This is a genomic window from Pseudomonas sp. 2995-1 (assembly GCF_002742505.1).
Classification (GTDB): Bacteria; Pseudomonadota; Gammaproteobacteria; order Pseudomonadales; family Pseudomonadaceae; genus Aquipseudomonas; species Aquipseudomonas sivasensis.
Map to the genome: position 1 here is coordinate 75,245 of NZ_LJSA01000650.1, position 17,551 is coordinate 92,795.

Below are 17,551 nucleotides of genomic sequence, written 5' to 3' on the forward strand. Positions count from 1 at the left end.
GCGATTTTAGCAAGATAAGTAACTGGTTAGTACATTAGAGTCCTGCAATAGACTATTACAGTTGCTGCGATGATGCAGTGCGGTCAAATGCCGCGTTGGAAAGGAGGGTTTTCTCGATGGGCAGCGGTGCGGGGAGCGCGTATTCAGGGGTGTCGATAGCCGTATCAGGATGAGCGCACTTTGAGCCTCAACGAAACGCCCCATCGGTTGAGTGGATGGGGCGTAGCGTTCGACCACCGTCTTTACAGGCAGCTTTGCTCGAACTCTTCGAGCATATCGGAGCGGATCAGATGACCCTCGTCATCCCGATCCCGGTACCGTCGTGGCTCAAGTCACTGGCCATGCATGGGTTGACGTCTTTCTTGAGGGCGATGCGGCTGACGTGTGTGTCCGTATACGCCCTCTGTCTGACAATGCCTAAAACTTGAAGCGTCCCACCAACCCTTTGAGCTGACCGGAAATATCCGTCAAACGACCTGACCCGGTCTGCGCCGAATGGGCAAAACCTTCCACCAACTGCGCGTCGGCATGGATCTGCGCGATGTGCCGGTTGATCTCTTCCGCCACTTGGTGCTGTTCCTCAGCGGCGGTCGCGATCTGGGTGTTCTGGTCGCGGATCGAGTCCACGGAGCCAAGGATCTTGTCGAAGCTGTCGCGAGCCTGCTGGATGCGTTCCACGCTGGTGTGGGACACCAGCAGGCTGCCTTGCATCTGCTGCGTGACTTCCTGGGTGCGGCGGGCGAGGTTGCCCAGCAGGCTGTCGATTTCGCCGGTGGAGTCTGCGGTGCGACGCGCCAAGGCGCGGACTTCGTCTGCAACCACGGCGAAGCCTCGGCCTTGGTCACCGGCGCGGGCCGCTTCGATTGCCGCGTTGAGTGCCAGCAGGTTGGTTTGCTCGGCAATCGAACGGATGGTATCGAGGATGGTGTTGATGTTCTGGCTGTCCTGCTCCAGCAACTGCATGGTCTGAGTCGATTTCTGCAGGTCTTCGCTAAGCTTGAGCACGCTGCCCGTGGCTTCGCCGATGTGCTGCTGACCGGCGTGCACATCGCGATAGCCTTCGTCGGCACTGGTGGCCGCGGCGCTACAGGAGCGTGCGACTTCGTTGGCGGTGGCGACCATTTCGTTGAACGCAGTGCTGACCAGTTCCACGGCTTCACGCTGGCGGCCGGCGGCCTGGTTCATGTTATTGGCCACTTCGCTGGTGTCGGCGGCGGCGGTTTGCAGGTCGGATGACGCGTTACCGATGCGCTGCACCAACTGCGCGATCATGCTCAGGAACTGGTTGAACCAGCCGGCGAGGCTGGCGGTTTCGTCCTTGCCTTGCACCTTGAGCTGGCGGGTCAGGTCGCCTTCACCTTCGGCGATTTCTTGCAGGCCGTCGGCCACGCCACGGATCGGGCGGACAATGACGCTGGCGAAACTGGCGCCGACAATCGCGAACACTAAGGCCAACGCGGCAGCGATCGCGGCGATCAGCCAGGTGAGGCTGGTCGCACCCGCCATCACTTCGTCCCGCTTGATCAGCCCGATAAAGCGCCAGCCCAAGTCTTTTGAACTGACCACGTTAGCCATATAAGCCACGCCGTCGATGTCGATTTGGGTCACGCCGTCGCCACGCTTGGACAGTTCGGCGTAGTTGGGGCCGAGGTCTGCCATCGGCTTGAAGTTGTGCTTGGCGTCGCTGGGGTCCACCAGCACGTTGCCATTGGCTTCGACCAGCATCAGGTAGCCGCTGTCGCCCAGCTTGATGTTGCGCACCAGTTCGGTGAGCTGCTTGAGCGACACGTCCAGGCCGACCACGCCGAGGATTTTGCCGCTGGCGTCGGCGACGGTGTGCACGGTGCCGATCAGCACCACATCATCCGGTGCCCAGTAGTAGGCGCCGGTGCGCACGGTAGCGCCAGGCGCGGCGATGGCCGCTTGGTACCAAGGGCGTACGCGTGGGTCGTAGTTGTTCAGTTTGGTGTCGTCCGGCCAACTGGCGTAACCGCCGTCGCTCAGGCCCAGGGACAGGTAAGCGGTGCTCGGATGGCTCTTGGCGAACTGGTCGAAGATATCCAGCAGTTCTTTGTTGGTGGGTGTAAGGGGAATTTGCGCGGCGTCGGCGCCGGCGTAGCTCTTGAGGTCCTTGGCCGCGACAACGCGCGGGTCCTTGGCCACAAATTCGACGTTCTGGCTGATGCCGTCGAAGAACTGCTTCATGCCATTGTCGATCTGGCGGATTTCGCGGCCGCTGCTGTCGAGGAAGTTGGCCAGGGCCCCCTCGCGCAGATTCAACACTACCAACACGGCGACCAGGATGACGGGGACGCACGCGATAGCCGCGAACGCCCAGGTCAGCTTCTGCTTGATATTCATGACTTCACCTGCGGAGTATTTATAGTTTTGGCAAGGCAGTGGGTAGCGCAGAACGTCGCATGTGTTGTTATGAAGAGGTGTAGCCCATGCGTACCCCCGGTTTATCGACCGAGGAGTCACGCACTTTAGGGCCTGCGTCGTGATCAGCCGATTTGGGCGTCGGCCAGGGCGTCGCGGCGCATCGATTGCAGGTTTTTTTCGATGGTTTCGCAGATGGCTTCCATCTGGATCTGGTGTTCGCTGGAGCGGAACGGGCTTTGCAAATCGGTGCCGATGCGTTCGATGGCCAGCAGCATAAAGCCCACCACCGTGGAGGCCAGCGGCGTGAACCAGCCCAGGGACTCCACAAGGCCCACCGGTACGATCAGGCAGAACAGCGAGATAAACAACCGCGGGAAATACACGTAAGGGTAGGGCAGTGGGGTGTTGGCGATACGCTCCATGCCGCCCTGGGCGTTGGACAAGTCCACCAGGGTGGATTCCAGCCGGGCCAGGCGAATGCTGTCCAGGTGCCCGGCTTTGTACTCCCGGGCCAGGATGGCCGCCGAGCCGGTGAGGATATCGTTGGCAAAGTTATTGGTGGCACCGTTGCGGGCGAATTCCTCAGTGGGGATAAACGCGCGGATTTCATCCGGGCATGGCTCGCCCTTGAGGTGGGCGGCCAGGCAATTCACGTAGGCCACGTGGCGGCGCAGCAGGGTGGACTTGACCGGGTTCACTTCACCGTCGGGGTCGTCCAGTAGCGTCAGCACCTGGCGCGCAAAGCTGCGCGAATTGTTGACCATCGCGCCCCATAGCGTGCGCGCCTCCCACCAGCGGTTGTAGGCGCTGCTGTTGCGAAAGCTGATGAGCACAATCAGTGCCGAGCCCAGCAGAGTGAGGGGCATCAGCGGCAAGTTGATCTTGGCGGTGAGAAACAGCATGAAGTCCACGGTGACGGCGACGTCCCACAGCAACAGCCAGAACAGCGACCAGCCCACATAGCCCATGGTCTTGATGATCAGGCGGTACTTTTTGATGATGGCGGCTTTCAAACGACAACCTCGTGGCGAGCGGTAGGCAACTGTGCCTTAGCTCGGACGCTGGTTTGCGGGGAAGGTTCGCTGTGGTGACTGAAACGGTTAAGTCGCCGGGGTCTTTTTGGAACAATTTTGGTAGCGACGGTGTCCCCTGCGCTAATCACGATAGATTGCGCTCAAGGCAAAACGCCATTATCTGTGCTGCAATTGAGATCAGTGAATCCAAGTTGTTTGATCAGGGCTCTTTCTCATGTGCAGTGGTTCGTTGAAGTTGGCGGTGGAACAGTCGGCGCGTGCGTTTGAGCGCCATGTGGATTTTGAAGCGTGTATTCGTACCCATTATTCGATCTTGCTGGAGTCCTATTCAAAAAGACCATTCTTCTACAAGACCGCACTGAAGTTCAGTCGCTTGATGGTGTCCTTTACGTTATTGAGCACCTATTTCTCCAAGCAGGTGCCTTTACTGTCCGAGGTGAAAGAGTTTTGTACGGCGCGCGGGTTCTGTTCCAGAAACAGCCTGGAGTCGATCTTCCTGCTGTTCAGGGCGTTGGGGTTCATGACGGTGTCGAGGCATGCGGATGACAGCCGTCTGCGGGTATTCAGCCCGTCATCCCTAGCCTGCGAGGAGATCAGGCTGATGCTCACGTCCGTGGTCGAGCCGCTGGGCGTGATGTGCCCGGAAACCGCGGTTTGCGGCTCAATGAACGGGTTGGATGATCGCGCTTATCTGGCACGTTATTTCAAAGGGTTTTCGGTCCTTCTCTCCCATAACGTGACCATCGACCTGCTGATGCCCGACTGTTATTGGCTGGTAAAGCGCGATGCCGGGCATATGTTGATGCTGGCGATCTATAACGATGCGTGTGCGTTGGATAACCAGGGGGCAAGTTTCAGGTCTTCGTCCTACCTTTCCATCGCTGAGCAACTCTCGGTGTCCAAGACCCATGTTATTCGCTTGGTGCAAGAGGGGGCTGACCGGGGCTATTTCAAGATTCATTCCAAGACATTGCTTGAAGTCCTGCCACCTTTTATCGTGTTGGTAAGGCGCTTCATGGCGTATTCGTTTGCGACCTGCCTGCACAGTCTTCAACTGAGTCATGTCGATACCAAAGCGGCCACTCATGCATAGGGAGTGACGGGATGCCGGCTAATGTAAAGCTCAGGCCACGGATGCAAAGGCTGTTGTCGCCCGCAATTGCCCAGGCGGAATTGATCGGGATTTTCGCCTGGCTGGCGGTGTTGCTGGTTGATCGCGGGGGGATGTTCGGCTGGCCGGTCGTGCTGGTCACGATGGGGCTGTGCGTGGTGTATGGGGTTCACCGGGTGGTGACTCAGTATGTGCTGTGGCGGGCGCTGGGCGTGGGTTATATGGTGCTGCTGTCCGCGGGTTTTGCCTATGTGGTTCACACCCGCCCCGACCTGCAGGTGTTCGCCTTGCCGCTGGCCGTGACCTTGGTAATGAGCAGCGCAATCCTGTTTATCGTGGTTCAGGATTTTCTGTTCTGCGCCGCATTGGTGTGGTTACTGACGTGGCCCCAGATTCAGCTGAGCCTTTACGCAGGCGTCGACACCTACGTGTTCATCTTTTGCGCCGCGTCGGTGGCCATCGGATTTATCTTGAATGTCTACTACCTGAAGAACCTGCGTTCCGTGTTACTGGTGGAGAGTGAGTTTCGGGAGTTGGCCGAGACCGATTATTTGACCTCCATCCTGAACCGGCGGGCCTTTATGGAGAGCTTCGCCAAACTGATTGCGGCCGGTGATACCGGCTACTTTATGATGCTGGATATCGACAGTTTCAAATTGAAGAATGACCAGTTCGGCCATGACGTTGGCGACAGGATTCTCTGCGCCATGGCCGCGTGCTTTAAATCCACCCCAGGCAGCCACAGTTTCGGCAGGATTGGCGGCGAAGAATTCGGGGTGCTGCTGGTGGGCGATGACCCTGGTCTCGCCACCGATTACGCGCTGCGCCTGCTGCAAGCGATCCGCAGCAGTGTCGCGCCGCCCCATGACTACACCTGCAGTGCGGGCATGGCGCGCTTTACGGCCGGGGCCGAAATGTCGGCGGTCCTCAAGCGTGCCGACCGCAACCTCTACGCTGCCAAGGGCAACGGTAAAGACCGTGTGTATTTGGATGGCGCGCCGGTGTTTCAGGGGTCGACGTCCACCCCGGAGGCCCTATGAAAGTTGGCGTGATTTCCGATACTCACGGCCTGCTGCGGCCTGAAGCCGTGGCGGCGTTGCAGGGATGCGAACAGATCATCCATGCCGGCGATATCGGTAGCCCTGAAATTCTTCAGCAATTGGCGCAGATCGCACCCCTGCACGTGGTGCGCGGCAACAATGACCAGGACGCGCCGTGGGCACGGCAGGTGCCCGACCATCTGATGCTGGATGTGGACGGATGGCGGACGTTGGTGGTGCATGACATCGCCGACGTCCCCGCACGACTCGATACGCATGTACGGCTGGTGATCACCGGTCATTCGCACAAGCCCCTGATCGAATGGCGGGGCGCAACGCTGTATGTGAACCCCGGCAGTGCAGGGCGGCGGCGCTTCAAGTTGCCGGTGACGTTGGCGGTGCTGGAGGTGCAGGCGCTGACGATCGAGTCGCAACTGATCACGTTGCTGGACTGATCGGTGTTTATCCTTGCGCCAGGATGCTCTGCAGCAACCCTGGAAACCGTTCCTCAAGCACATCGCCGCGCAACGAATTCATATGGGTCGTGCCCACGCTGCGGGTGTGCACCAGGCCGGCATCGCGCAGTACGCGGAAGTGGTGGGACATGCTGGACTTGGGGCGCCCGCCGTCCAGTTCGCCGCAAGTGGCTTCCGGCACGCCGGCCAGGCAGCGCACGATTTCCAGGCGCACCGGGTCGCTCAGGGCGTACAACAGACGCTCCAGGGTCAGATCTTCAGGGGTAGGGTGTTTGAAGGCTCGCATGGGTCGGATGATAACAGGGGGGTATCGCCGAATACCATAGTTCGATTACCATCGAACTATCGAATCACTCACTCGCTGCTGGAGTTCCCATGTCCGCTCTGTTCGAACCCTTCAAACTCAAAGACGTAACCCTGCGCAATCGCATCGCCATCCCGCCAATGTGCCAATACATGGCCGAAGACGGCATCGTCAACGACTGGCACCACGTGCACCTGGCCGGCATGGCCCGTGGCGGTGCCGGTTTGTTAGTGGTCGAGGCCACTGCCGTTGCGCCTGAAGGCCGCATCACTCCGGGCTGTGCCGGCATCTGGAGCGATGCACATGCTCAGGCGTTCGTGCCGATGGTCAAGGCGATCAAGGCCGCAGGTTCAGTGCCCGGCATTCAGATTGCCCACGCCGGGCGTAAAGCCAGTGCCAACCGTCCATGGGAAGGGGATGACCATATTCCGGCTTCCGACGCACGCAGTTGGGAAACTATTGCGCCGTCGGCCATCGCCTTCGGTGCCAACCTGCCCAATGTGCCGCGCGCCATGACCCTGGACGACATCGCTCGCGTTAAACAGGATTTCGTCGACGCCGCCCGTCGCGCCCGTGACGCCGGTTTCGAGTGGATCGAACTGCACTTCGCCCACGGTTACCTGGCCCAAAGCTTTTTCTCCGAACATTCCAACCAACGTACCGATGCCTACGGTGGCAGCTTCGACAACCGCAGCCGTTTCCTCCTGGAAACCCTGGCCGCCGTGCGTGAAGTCTGGCCGGAAAACCTGCCGCTGACCGCGCGTTTCGGTGTGATCGAATACGACGGTCGTGACGAGCAAACCCTCACCGAATCCATCGAACTGGCGCGTAATTTCAAAGCCGGTGGCTTGGACCTGCTGAGCGTCAGCGTCGGTTTCACCATCCCCGACACCAACATCCCGTGGGGCCCGGCCTTTATGGGCCCGATTGCCGAACGCGTGCGCCGCGAAGCCGGTATCCCGGTGACCTCGGCGTGGGGTTTTGGTACGCCACAATTGGCAGAAGGCGCGTTGCAGGCGGGGCATCTGGACCTGGTCTCAGTGGGCCGCGCGCACCTGGCAGACCCGCATTGGGCGTACTTTGCCGCCAAAGAGCTGGGCGTGGATAAGTCCTCCTGGACCTTGCCAGCGCCGTATGCGCATTGGTTGGAACGCTATCGCTGAGGCGAGCCAAGCGGTTTATGGAGCCACTCAATCGAGTGGCTTTTTTTATCTGAGAATTGATACAAAGCGGATACTCAAAAAATAACGAATGAGAATGGATGTCAAACGAGAATGCGTTGATATACCATGCGCCGCGAATTCTTGGCAGGTTTGCCGTCCCATCTGGCTCATTCACTAGGTCCAACATCCATGCGTCGTACCCTGATTTCCATCTGTGTGTTGCAGGCGTTTTCCCCGTTCACCTGGGCAGAAGTGGCGCCCACCGAGCAAACCAGTCTGGAGTTGCAAGCGACCACTGTGAGGGGCACGGCGGACTATGAAACAGCTCAGGGGCCGGTCAAGGGCTACCACGCCACACGCTCAGCCAGCGCGACGCGCACCGACACGTCGATTCATGAAACACCGCAGTCCATCAGCGTGGTGTCCAAGGATGTGGTCGAAGACATTGGCGCCACCCGCCTGCAGGATGCCCTCGACTATGCCGGCGGCGTCGGCCGCGCCAACAACTTCGGCGGCCAGGGCCTGACCACCTTCACCGTGCGCGGCTTTACCACTGGCGAGTTCTACCGCAACGGTTTCCCGATCAACCGCGGCTACCCGAACATGCCGGACGCCAACACCATCGAACGCCTCGAAGTACTGCGCGGTCCCGCAACCATGCTGTATGGCCGTGGCGATCCAGGCGGCACGTTCAACGTGGTGTCCAAGCAGCCGCTGGCAGAGCGTACCGTGACCCTGGGCAGCCAGTTGAATGATCAAGGCATGAAACGCGGCACCCTGGATGCCTCCGGCCCGTTGGATGAAGACGGTCGCCTCGCTTATCGCCTGAACGTGGTGGGCGAGGGCGGCGACACCTTCCGGGACCATGTGGAAACCGAACGCTACGGCGTGACGCCTGTCATCACCTGGCAAGCCACCGACGACACCAAGGTGATCTTCGAAGGCGACTTCATGCGTAACAACCACCCGCTGGACCGTGGCCTGACGCGCTATCCCACCCAAAAAGGCAACGCGTCGCGCGATACCTTCTGGGGCGATAAAGACGTCGGCAAATTGCACAACGACAACAGCATGGCGCAGTTGCGCTTCGAACATCTGCTCAACGAAAACTGGACCCTGGGCGGCGGTTTCCAGTGGCTGGACGGCACCTTGCAGGGCAACGCCATTGAAGCCAACGGCCTGAGCGCCGATGGCCGCACGCTGCAACGCAACTTCAACTATCGCAAGCTGGAGTGGACCGACAAGGACTACCAACTCAACCTCACCGGGCATTTCACCACCGGTGGTTTCGAGCACACCTTGCTGACCGGCATCGAGTATGAGGATTACGACTACAAGTCGATCATCCAGCGTTCCAGCGCCACCGAGGGCACTTACCCGATCGATATCTTTGACCCTGTCTACGGCCAGGCACGCCCACCGCTGACGCGAACACCGACCCACGACAAAGAAAACCTCAAGACCTACGCAGCCTTTGTGCAGGACCAAGTGGCCCTCACCGAGCGCCTGAAAGTCTTGGCGGGTGCGCGTTTTGAGCGTTTTGAGCATGACTACGAAAGCTACGTGACCGGGGTTAAACCTTGGCAAGCCGCTGATAACGCCGTCACCCCACGTGTGGGCGTGATCTACGACCTTACCGATACCGTCGCGGTCTACGCTGACGCCGCACGTTCGTTCAAGCCGAACACTGGCGCTGCTCGCCAAGGTGGCGGGTTTGAGCCGGAAAAGGGCAAGTCCTATGAGATGGGCGTCAAATGGGAAGCCTTGGACCGTCAACTGAGCGTCGACGCGGCGATCTACCAGATCGAGAAGAAAAACGTCCTCACCACCGACCCTATCGACTCAACCTTCAGCGTCGCCGCTGGCCAAGTCCGTAGCCGTGGTTTCGACCTGAATGTGGCGGGCAATATCACCCCCGAGTGGCGCGTGATCGGCGGTTACGCCTACGTGGATGCCGAAGTCACCAAGGACAACACCATTCGCTCCGGCACGCGCCTGCTGAACATTCCCCGCAACAGCTTCAGCCTGCTTAACGTCTACGAATTCCAGGACGGCGCCCTCAAAGGCCTGGGCCTGGGCGCGGGTGGCAAGTATGTCGACCAGCGTGCCGGCCAGACCGCCAATACGGCGTTCTCGATGGACGCCTACACCGTTGTGGACCTGCTGGGCTACTACAAGGTCAATGACAAGGTACGACTGAACCTGGATGTAAAGAACCTGTTCAACCGCGAGTATGAAGAGGGCGCATTCGGCAATATCTACGCCTACCCAGGCGCACCCCGCACTGTGCAGGTCGGTATCGCCTACACCCTGTAAAGGCCTGCACAGCTTCAATGTGGGAGGGGGCTTGCCCCCGATAGCGGTGTAACAGCTGGCTTATTTGCAGCTGACCCACCGCCATCGGGGGCAAGCCCCCTCCCACATTTGATTGCGTTTACATTACAGCGGCGTCAGCACATTCATCACCGTATCCAACGCCACCCGCGTGTCATCCAACTGCACCAGAGAGGCATGCCGTGCACCCAGCGCATCGCGGTTCTGGATTGCGGTGAGAATCGCCTTGTGCCGGGGCAGGCTCAGGCCCTGGATGTCCGGGCGACGGTTGGTAATGTTGATCGACTCGCGCAACGGCAACGACAGCATGTTGCACATATAGGCGAGCAAGTCGTTGCGCGTGGCGTCGGCGATGGCGCGGTGGAAGTCCAGGTCGGCCTGCAACAGGTCTTCGTGGGTCTTCGCGGTTTCCATGCCCTGGTAGGCTTTTTCGATGGTGGCGATGTCGTCATCGGTCGCCGTCGTGGCGGCCATGGCGGCGATTTCCGGTTCAAGGATGCGCCGCACGCCGGCCAGGGTATTGAAGAATTCGCTGTGGGGCGTGGATTGCATCAGCCAAGACAACACATCCGGGTCGAGCAGGTGCCACTTCAAGCGCGGCCGCACCACGGCGCCCACCCGTGGTTTGGAATACACCAGGCCCTTGGCGCTGAGCACCCGGGTCGCCTCGCGCAGCACCGAGCGGCTGACCTTGTACTCCTCGCAGAGCGTGGCCTCCATGGGCAGTCTTTCTTCCGGCTTGAAGCGACCGGAAACGATGTGCATGCCCAAGTCCTGAACGATCTGGGCATGCATGCTCTTGCGCGGCTTGGGCGGCTGGTGATCCATAACGACGGGGAGGCTCTGGCTTAAAGACGCGGCATCATAGCATCCCAATTAGTGGGAATGACGCGGGACTTCCGCCCCCCGGCAGCCCACCAGGAAGTCAAAGTCGCAGCCTTGGTCTGCCTGCAACACATGGTCGATGTACAGCTGGCGGTAGCCGCCGACGATGAGTTTTTCCGGTGGCGCCAGGTCTGCCATGCGCGCCGCCAGCTCTGCATCGGGGATGTCCAGGTGCAAGCGGCCGTTGGCGCAGTCCAGTTCGATCCAGTCGCCTTCCTTCACCGTGGCCAACGGCCCGCCGGCTGCTGCTTCCGGTGCGACGTGCAACACCACCGTGCCGTACGCCGTGCCGCTCATGCGCGCATCGGAAATACGCACCATATCGGTCACGCCCTGGGCCAGCAGCTTGGCCGGCAAGCCCATGTTGCCGACCTCGGCCATGCCCGGGTAACCCTTGGGCCCGCAGTTTTTCATGACCAGGATCGAGTTGGCGTCCACGTCCAGCTCCGGATCGTTGATGCGCGCCTTGTACATGTCGAAATTCTCGAACACCACCGCACGACCGCGATGCTGCATCAGCTCCGGGCTGGCGGCTGACGGCTTGAGCACTGCGCCGAGCGGGGCGAGGTTGCCGCGCAGCACGCAGATACCGCCGTCGGCGCGGATCGGGTTATCCAGGGTACGGATCACTTCGTCCTGGCCGTAGATCGGCGAGTCCTTGGTGTTCTCGCCCAGGGACTTGCCGTTCACGGTCAAGGCGTTCGGGTGCGGGATCAGGTTGGCTTCGCCGAGGCGGCGCAACACGGCAGGCAGGCCGCCGGCGTAGTAGAACTCTTCCATTAGAAAGCGCCCGGACGGCTGCAAGTCGACGATGGTCGGCATGCCACGACCCATGCGGGTCCAGTCGTCCAGGTCCAACTCGACGCCGATGCGCCCGGCGATGGCTTTGAGGTGAATCACCGCGTTGGTCGAACCACCGATGGCCGCGTTCACGCGAATAGCGTTTTCAAACGCCTCCTTGGTGAGGATCTTCGACAGTTTCAAGTCTTCGCGCACCATCTCCACCGCGCGCATGCCGGACATGTGCGCCAGCACATAGCGCCGCGCATCCACTGCCGGAATCGCCGCGTTGTGGGGCAGGGAAGTGCCCAGTGCCTCGGCCATGCAGGCCATGGTCGACGCGGTGCCCATGGTGTTGCAGGTACCCGCCGAGCGCGACATGCCGCCTTCGGCCGCAAGGAAGTCGTCCAGGGTAATGGTGCCGGCCTTGACCTGTTCACTGAGCTGCCACACCACGGTGCCCGAGCCGATGTCCTGGCCCTTGTGCTTGCCGTTGAGCATCGGCCCGCCGGTGACCACGATGGCCGGCACGTCGCAGCTGGCGGCGCCCATCAGCAGGGCAGGGGTGGTCTTGTCGCAGCCGGTCAGCAGCACCACACCATCAATCGGGTTGCCGCGAATGGCTTCCTCCACGTCCATGCTCGCCAGGTTGCGCGTCAGCATGGCAGTGGGGCGCAGGTTGGATTCGCCATTGGAGAACACCGGGAATTCCACCGGGAAGCCACCGGCCTCGATCACACCGCGTTTGACGTGCTCGGCGATCTGGCGGAAATGCGCGTTGCACGGGGTCAGCTCCGACCAGGTATTGCAGATACCGATGATCGGCTTGCCATGGAACTGATGGTCGGCAATGCCCTGATTCTTCATCCAGCTGCGGTACATGAAGCCGTTTTTGTCGGCGGTACCAAACCACTGGGCAGAGCGTAGGCCGGGCTTTTTATCAGACATGATCGATTCTCTTATTGTATGACTATATGTTCTCTCTACGGCTAAACATAAGCGCAAAATGTTCGCTTTGGAAGAGTTGTTTTGCAAATAGTCCTACTATATAGTCTGGCTTAACTGAGGTATGACCCTGGCGGATTTTCTGCGAGAGGCATCCCCGATTCCTATAAGAACAACAATCGGAGATCGACCCCATGAGCGAGGAATTGCGGCTAATCCGGCGCATCACGCTGAAACTGATTCCCTTCCTGATCTTGCTGTACCTGATCGCCTACGTGGACCGTTCCGCCGTGGGCTTTGCCAAGTTGCACATGGGCGCCGACGTCGGCATCGGTGATGCGGCTTATGGCCTGGGTGCTGGGTTGTTCTTCGTTGGCTACTTCCTGTTCGAGATTCCCAGCAACCTGATGCTCGACCGCTTCGGCGCGCGGCGCTGGTTCGCCCGCATCATGATCACCTGGGGCACCATCACCATCGGCATGGCGTTCGTGCAGGGGCCTCACAGCTTCTATGTGATGCGCTTTCTGCTCGGTGCGGCCGAAGCCGGGTTCTTCCCGGGCGTGCTGTACTACATCACCCAATGGTTCCCGGTTCGCCATCGCGGCAAGATCCTTGGGCTGTTTATCCTCTCGCAGCCCATCGCGATGATGATCACCGGCCCCGTGTCCGGCGGCCTGCTGGGTATGGACGGCATCCTCGGCCTGCACGGCTGGCAGTGGCTGTTTATCGTGATCGGCACCCCGGCGATCCTGCTGACCTGGCCGGTGCTGCGTTACCTGCCGGATGGTCCCAAGCAGGTCAAGTGGATGACCGACGCCGAAAAAACCTGGTTGACCGACGAACTGAACAAAGACCTGCAAGCCTACGGCCAGACCCGCCACGGCAATCCATTGCATGCGCTCAAAGACAAGCGCGTGTTGCTGCTGGCGCTGTTCTACCTGCCGGTGACCCTGAGCATCTACGGCCTGGGCTTGTGGCTGCCCACGTTGATCAAGCAGTTCGGCGGCAGCGATCTCACCACCGGCTTCATATCGGCGGTGCCGTATATCTTCGGCATCATCGGTTTGCTGATTATCCCGCGCAGTTCCGACCGCTTGAATGACCGTTATGGCCACCTCGCCGTGCTCTATGTGCTGGGTGCGATCGGCCTGTTCTTCAGCGCCTGGCTGAGTGTGCCGGTGCTGCAAATGGCCGCGCTGTGCCTGGCAGCGTTCGCGATGTTCTCTTGTACGGCGGTGTTCTGGACCTTGCCGGGCCGCTTCTTCGCCGGCGCCAGTGCGGCGGCCGGCATTGCCTTGATCAACTCCGTGGGCAACCTCGGCGGCTATATCGGCCCGTTCGTGATTGGTGCGCTCAAGGAATACACCGGCAACCTGGCCTCGGGCTTGTACTTCCTGTCCGGTGTGATGGTGTTCGGGCTGGTGCTGACCGGCGTGGTCTATCGCCTGCTGGAGCGCAAGCACGTGCTGCCCGTCGACCAGTTCGCCGCCAGCGCCCGTGGCGCCACACGTACTTAATCTAGGAGAACCTTCATGCGTTTAGTGCAGTTCGAACTCAATAATGGCGAGCGCCGCGTTGGCGTAGTGGAAGGCAAGCAGCTGCGTGAAGTGCGCAGCGCCCATAGCGTGCGTGAGCTGGCCCTGGCCGCCATCGAAGCGGGCGTCAAGTTGCAGCAGCAGGTGGACAGCCTCGGCCTGGGCGACAGCCACGACTACGCCGCCTTGCTGGCCGAACAAAAAATCCTGCCGCCTCTGGATCACCCGGACCCGGCCCACATGCTGATCAGCGGCACCGGCCTGACCCACTTGGGCAGCGCCTCGGCGCGGGACAAAATGCACCAGGGCGGTGACGACAGCGCCCTGACCGATACCATGCGCATCTTCAAGTGGGGCGTGGAGGGCGGCAAGCCCGCCGCCGGTGAGGCCGGCGTGCAGCCGGAGTGGTTCTACAAGGGCGACGGCAGCATTGTGGTGCGCCCAGGCCAAGCCTTCCCGGTGCCACCGTTTGCCGAAGATGCTGGTGAAGAACCGGAGATCAGCGGCCTCTACGTGATCGGCCACGACGGTAAACCCTACCGCCTGGGTTTCGCGGTGGGCAACGAGTTTTCCGACCATGTGATGGAGCGCAAGAACTACCTGTACCTGGCCCATTCCAAGCTGCGCAGTTGCAGCTACGGCCCGGAACTGCGTGTCGGTGAATTGCCCCAGCACCTGGCCGGCACCAGCCGCATCCTGCGTAACGGCGAGGAAATCTGGCGGAACGAATTCCTCAGTGGCGAGGCCAATATGTGCCACAGCCTGGAAAACCTCGAATACCACCACTTCAAATACAGCCAATTCCTCAAGCCGGGCGATGTGCACATTCATTTCTTCGGCACCGCCACCTTGTCATTCGCCGACGGTATACGTACCCAACCGGGGGATGTGTTCGAGATCAGCCAGGCTGAGTTCGGCGCGCCGTTGATCAACAGTGTCGGCAGCGTCGATGCAGCGTTCGAACCCGGCAATGTCATCACCCTTTAAGGAGACCCACATGACCCAGTTTCTTGGCCACAACTTTATCGGCGGCCAGCGCAGCGCCAATGGCAGTGTGAAGCTGCAAAGCGTCGACGCCACCACCGGCGAAGCCTTGCCCCAGGATTTCTACCAGGCCACGCCGCAGGAAGTCGACGCCGCCGCCCAGGCCGCCGCGCAGGCTTATCCGGCGTACCGGGCCTTGAGCGCCGCACGTCGCGCGCAGTTCCTGGATGCGATCGCCGATGAGTTGGATGCGCTGAGCGATAACTTCGTTGAGTTGGTCTGCCGCGAAACCGCATTGCCTGCCGCCCGTATCAAGGGCGAGCGCGGGCGTACCAGCGGGCAGATGCGCCTGTTTGCCACGGTGTTGCGTCGCGGTGATTTCTACGGTGCCCGCATCGACAAAGCCCTGCCGGATCGCCAACCACTGCCGCGTCCGGACCTGCGTCAATACCGCATCGGCCTCGGCCCGGTGGCGGTGTTCGGTGCGAGCAATTTCCCCCTGGCATTCTCCACGGCAGGCGGCGACACCGCCGCCGCGCTGGCGGCCGGTTGCCCGGTGGTGTTCAAAGCCCACAGCGGCCACATGGCGACGGCTGAACAGGTAGCCAATGCAATCATCCGCGCGGCCGAGGCCACCGAGATGCCGGCCGGTGTGTTCAACATGATCTTCGGCGGTGGCGTCGGTGAGGCGCTGGTCAAGCACCCGGCGATCCAGGCGGTGGGCTTTACCGGCTCGCTCAAGGGCGGTCGTGCCCTCTGCGATATGGCCGCGGCGCGCCCGCAACCGATCCCGGTGTTTGCCGAAATGTCGAGCATCAACCCGGTGATTGTCTTGCCCCAGGCCTTGCAGGCGCGGGCCGAGACCGTCGCCCGTGACCTCACCGCGTCGGTCGTACAAGGCTGCGGCCAGTTCTGCACCAACCCCGGCCTGGTGATCGGTATTGCATCGCCGGAATTCACCGCGTTCACCCAACAGGTGGCGCAATTGATCGGCGAACAACCGTCGCAAACCATGCTCAACGCCGGTACCTTGAGCAGCTATGGCAAGGGCCTGGAAAAACTCCTGTCACACCCTGGCATTCAGCATTTGGCCGGCAGCAGCCAGGCTGGTAATCAGGCGCAACCGCAGCTGTTCAAGGCCGACGTGCGCCTGTTGCTCGATGGTGATGAAGTGCTGCAAGAAGAAGTCTTCGGCCCCACCACGGTGTTTATCGAAGTGGCTGATCAAGCCCAACTCAGTGCGGCGTTGCACGGCCTGCACGGTCAACTGACGGCCACGATCATTGGCGAGCCGGCGGATTTTCAACAGTTCGCCGAGCTCACGCCGCTGCTGGAACAGAAGGTTGGGCGCATCCTGCTCAACGGCTACCCGACCGGCGTGGAAGTCTGCGACTCGATGGTGCATGGCGGCCCGTACCCGGCCACGTCCGATGCCCGTGGCACGTCGGTCGGCACCTTGGCCATCGACCGTTTCCTGCGCCCGGTGTGCTTCCAGAACTACCCTGATAGCCTGCTGCCCGACGCGTTGAAAAACGCTAACCCGTTGCGTATCCAGCGCTTGGTCGATGGCACGCCATCGCGCGATTCGCTGTAAGGAATCCGGAGGTTTCATGTCGTGTAAGGCCGTCACTGCACACCGTGCGCAATTGGGCGAAGGCCCATTCTGGGACGCGCCCACCCAGGCGCTGTATTGGGTCAATATCGCCGGCAAACAGGCCTTGCGCCTGATGGGCGGGCAATTGCAGATCTGGCAGTTGCCCGAGCATGTCTCGGCCTTTATCCCGTGTGAAAGCGGCGATGCGTTGGTGACCTTGAGCAGCGGTGTCTACCGCCTGGACCTGGTCACCGAAGCCTTGACCCTGCTGTGCGTGGCCGACCCGCAACCGGGCAACCGTGGCAATGAAGCGCGCTGCGATGCCCAAGGCCGGCTGTGGCTGGGCACCATGCAGAACAACATCGGTGAGCAGGGCGAAGACCTGCCGATTACGCGGCGTTCAGGTGGCTTGTTTCGCATTGATGTCGATGGGCAGGTCGCGCCTCTGCTGAGCGGCCTGGGCATTCCCAACACGTTGCTGTGGAGTGAGGACGGCAGCCAGGTGCATTTTGGCGACAGCATGGATGGCACGCTCTATCGGCATGTCATCCAGCCCGACGGTCAGCTCGAACCGGCACAGGTGTGGTTCGGTCCACACGCACGCGGCGGGCCGGATGGCTCGGCGATGGATGCCGAAGGCTACATCTGGAATGCCCGTTGGGACGGCAGTTGCCTGCTGCGCCTGACGCCTGATGGTGAGGTGGATCGCATCATCGAACTGCCCGTCAGCCGTCCCACCAGTTGTGTATTCGGTGGGCCCAACCTCACCACGCTGTACATCACCAGTGCCGCCAGCCCGTTGGATCACCCTCTGGATGGTACGGTGCTGGCTATCGAAGTCGATGTCCCTGGCAAACCGTGCCATCGCTTTGCCGGTTAAACCCCAAGACTCAAAAACAACAACAAGAGGTGTCGTTCATGAAAAAAGCCCTACGCGTCCTTGCCGCCGCCGTTGCTTTAAGCAGCCTCAGCAGCCTCGCATCC

At 60.9% G+C, this 17,551-nt stretch carries 14 protein-coding genes; 9 read left to right on the plus strand and 5 right to left on the minus strand.

The features are described from left to right. Positions 1 to 417: 417 nt before the first annotated feature. Positions 418 to 2,361 carry a methyl-accepting chemotaxis protein gene (locus tag AOA61_RS30530; protein ID WP_095186437.1) on the minus strand — a complete coding sequence of 648 codons (1,944 nt, stop codon included), beginning with the start codon at positions 2,359 to 2,361 and terminating at the stop codon, positions 418 to 420. Between the two features lie 143 nt (positions 2,362 to 2,504). Further along, positions 2,505 to 3,395, minus strand: coding sequence for a bestrophin family protein (locus AOA61_RS30535; RefSeq protein WP_095186438.1), 891 nt, complete (start codon positions 3,393 to 3,395; stop codon positions 2,505 to 2,507). A gap of 262 nt (positions 3,396 to 3,657) precedes the next feature. Here AOA61_RS30535 and AOA61_RS30540 point away from each other — a divergent pair, with 262 nt between their 5' ends. The 3 genes from AOA61_RS30540 to AOA61_RS30550 are packed head-to-tail and all read left to right on the plus strand — an operon-like array spanning position 3,658 to position 6,022. Continuing rightward, positions 3,658 to 4,509, plus strand: coding sequence for a hypothetical protein (locus AOA61_RS30540; RefSeq protein WP_241150117.1), 852 nt, complete (start codon positions 3,658 to 3,660; stop codon positions 4,507 to 4,509). An 11-nt stretch (positions 4,510 to 4,520) separates the two neighbouring features. Further along, a complete protein-coding gene (locus AOA61_RS30545; protein ID WP_099603346.1) occupies positions 4,521 to 5,567 on the plus strand; it encodes a GGDEF domain-containing protein in 1,047 nt (348 codons plus the stop codon). Further along, positions 5,564 to 6,022 (plus strand): metallophosphoesterase family protein, encoded by a 459-nt coding sequence (locus AOA61_RS30550; RefSeq protein WP_099603347.1) that lies wholly within the window; start codon positions 5,564 to 5,566, stop codon positions 6,020 to 6,022. The genes AOA61_RS30545 and AOA61_RS30550 overlap by 4 nt, the downstream gene beginning before the upstream one ends. 7 nt (positions 6,023 to 6,029) lie before the next feature. On the opposite strand, the gene AOA61_RS30555 is transcribed toward AOA61_RS30550, so the two are convergent. Beyond that, the gene (locus tag AOA61_RS30555; RefSeq protein WP_099603348.1) at positions 6,030 to 6,329 is read right to left on the minus strand and encodes a helix-turn-helix transcriptional regulator; all 300 of its coding nucleotides are present in this window, start codon (positions 6,327 to 6,329) and stop codon (positions 6,030 to 6,032) included. A gap of 89 nt (positions 6,330 to 6,418) precedes the next feature. Between AOA61_RS30555 and AOA61_RS30560 the strand changes: the two genes are divergently transcribed. Beyond that, a complete protein-coding gene (locus AOA61_RS30560; protein ID WP_099603349.1) occupies positions 6,419 to 7,510 on the plus strand; it encodes an NADH:flavin oxidoreductase/NADH oxidase in 1,092 nt (363 codons plus the stop codon). A gap of 189 nt (positions 7,511 to 7,699) precedes the next feature. After that, positions 7,700 to 9,826, plus strand: coding sequence for a TonB-dependent siderophore receptor (locus AOA61_RS30565; protein ID WP_099603350.1), 2,127 nt, complete (start codon positions 7,700 to 7,702; stop codon positions 9,824 to 9,826). A 123-nt stretch (positions 9,827 to 9,949) separates the two neighbouring features. On the opposite strand, the gene AOA61_RS30570 is transcribed toward AOA61_RS30565, so the two are convergent. Beyond that, positions 9,950 to 10,672 carry a FadR/GntR family transcriptional regulator gene (locus AOA61_RS30570; RefSeq protein ID WP_032885425.1) on the minus strand — a complete coding sequence of 241 codons (723 nt, stop codon included), beginning with the start codon at positions 10,670 to 10,672 and terminating at the stop codon, positions 9,950 to 9,952. A 48-nt stretch (positions 10,673 to 10,720) separates the two neighbouring features. Next, a complete protein-coding gene (locus AOA61_RS30575) occupies positions 10,721 to 12,457 on the minus strand; it encodes an IlvD/Edd family dehydratase (protein ID WP_032885424.1) in 1,737 nt (578 codons plus the stop codon). A 191-nt stretch (positions 12,458 to 12,648) separates the two neighbouring features. On the opposite strand from AOA61_RS30575, the gene AOA61_RS30580 reads away from it, so the two are divergent. From AOA61_RS30580 to AOA61_RS30595, 4 genes are read left to right on the plus strand one after another with little or no spacing between them, the layout of a single operon-like run. Next, positions 12,649 to 13,971, plus strand: a complete 1,323-nt coding sequence (locus AOA61_RS30580) for an MFS transporter (RefSeq protein ID WP_099603351.1) — start codon at positions 12,649 to 12,651, stop codon at positions 13,969 to 13,971. A gap of 15 nt (positions 13,972 to 13,986) precedes the next feature. Then, positions 13,987 to 14,976, plus strand: coding sequence for an AraD1 family protein (gene araD1, locus AOA61_RS30585; RefSeq protein ID WP_099603352.1), 990 nt, complete (start codon positions 13,987 to 13,989; stop codon positions 14,974 to 14,976). 10 nt (positions 14,977 to 14,986) lie between these two features. Then, entirely contained in the window at positions 14,987 to 16,567 is a 1,581-nt protein-coding gene (locus AOA61_RS30590; protein WP_099603353.1) for an aldehyde dehydrogenase (NADP(+)), read from the plus strand. Positions 16,568 to 16,583: 16 nt separating this feature from the next. Further along, positions 16,584 to 17,447 carry an SMP-30/gluconolactonase/LRE family protein gene (locus AOA61_RS30595; protein ID WP_099603354.1) on the plus strand — a complete coding sequence of 288 codons (864 nt, stop codon included), beginning with the start codon at positions 16,584 to 16,586 and terminating at the stop codon, positions 17,445 to 17,447. Positions 17,448 to 17,551 lie beyond the last annotated feature (104 nt).

Excerpts from the sequence above, each read along its gene's own strand:
- AOA61_RS30530 (WP_095186437.1), bottom strand. The coding sequence starts at position 2,361 with ATGAATATCAAGCAGAAGCTGACCTGGGCGTTCGCGGCTATCGCGTGC.
- AOA61_RS30545 (WP_099603346.1), top strand. The coding sequence starts at position 4,521 with ATGCCGGCTAATGTAAAGCTCAGGCCACGGATGCAAAGGCTGTTGTCG.
- AOA61_RS30550 (WP_099603347.1), top strand. The coding sequence starts at position 5,564 with ATGAAAGTTGGCGTGATTTCCGATACTCACGGCCTGCTGCGGCCTGAA.
- AOA61_RS30555 (WP_099603348.1), bottom strand. The coding sequence starts at position 6,329 with ATGCGAGCCTTCAAACACCCTACCCCTGAAGATCTGACCCTGGAGCGT.
- AOA61_RS30560 (WP_099603349.1), top strand. The coding sequence starts at position 6,419 with ATGTCCGCTCTGTTCGAACCCTTCAAACTCAAAGACGTAACCCTGCGC.
- AOA61_RS30565 (WP_099603350.1), top strand. The coding sequence starts at position 7,700 with ATGCGTCGTACCCTGATTTCCATCTGTGTGTTGCAGGCGTTTTCCCCG.
- AOA61_RS30570 (WP_032885425.1), bottom strand. The coding sequence starts at position 10,672 with ATGGATCACCAGCCGCCCAAGCCGCGCAAGAGCATGCATGCCCAGATC.
- AOA61_RS30575 (WP_032885424.1), bottom strand. The coding sequence starts at position 12,457 with ATGTCTGATAAAAAGCCCGGCCTACGCTCTGCCCAGTGGTTTGGTACC.
- AOA61_RS30580 (WP_099603351.1), top strand. The coding sequence starts at position 12,649 with ATGAGCGAGGAATTGCGGCTAATCCGGCGCATCACGCTGAAACTGATT.
- araD1 (WP_099603352.1), top strand. The coding sequence starts at position 13,987 with ATGCGTTTAGTGCAGTTCGAACTCAATAATGGCGAGCGCCGCGTTGGC.
- AOA61_RS30590 (WP_099603353.1), top strand. The coding sequence starts at position 14,987 with ATGACCCAGTTTCTTGGCCACAACTTTATCGGCGGCCAGCGCAGCGCC.
- AOA61_RS30595 (WP_099603354.1), top strand. The coding sequence starts at position 16,584 with ATGTCGTGTAAGGCCGTCACTGCACACCGTGCGCAATTGGGCGAAGGC.